We start from the raw sequence: 458 nt of genomic DNA on the forward strand, positions 1-458 counted from the left end.
GTTCTTATGGTGCACTGTGCAGCTGCCGCATTCACTATACCTGTAAGCCTTCCGGGTTCTAATGTCAAGGCCCTGAGTCCAGCTGCCAATAACTCGGTGTTCATCATCAAGAAGAACGGGACTCAGATAGGGGTAGCCACATTTGCCATTGGGTCTACTACTGCACTTCTTGGATCATCGGTTCCGGTGTCCTTTGCCGTGGGTGATATTCTAGAAGTGGACGGGCCAAACACACCCGACCCCTCGCTAGCTAACATCGGATTCACCATTGTGGGTACGCTGAATTGAGGCCAATTTTATAGTGTAGGGTAACTATAAGGAAGAGATATGGACGCAGCACATCGGTTGCTGGCCGAGCATCAGGTCACCGATCCACCTAAACAGGATCAGGATCGTACGTGGCAAAAGCGCATGGAAGACAGCTATCGCGGCAAAGGCCGACGTGCAGGCTCCGAAAT

At 51.7% G+C, this 458-nt stretch carries 1 protein-coding gene; it reads left to right on the forward strand.

Going from position 1 to position 458, the window contains the following annotated elements:
• On the forward strand, positions 1–288 hold a 288-nt coding region (locus AC1RPX_RS07705), incomplete at its 5' end, for a hypothetical protein (RefSeq protein WP_481763319.1).
• Positions 289–458: the final 170 nt, after the last annotated feature.

Source organism: Dellaglioa sp. CoH-56-MRSF-14, assembly GCF_056782115.1.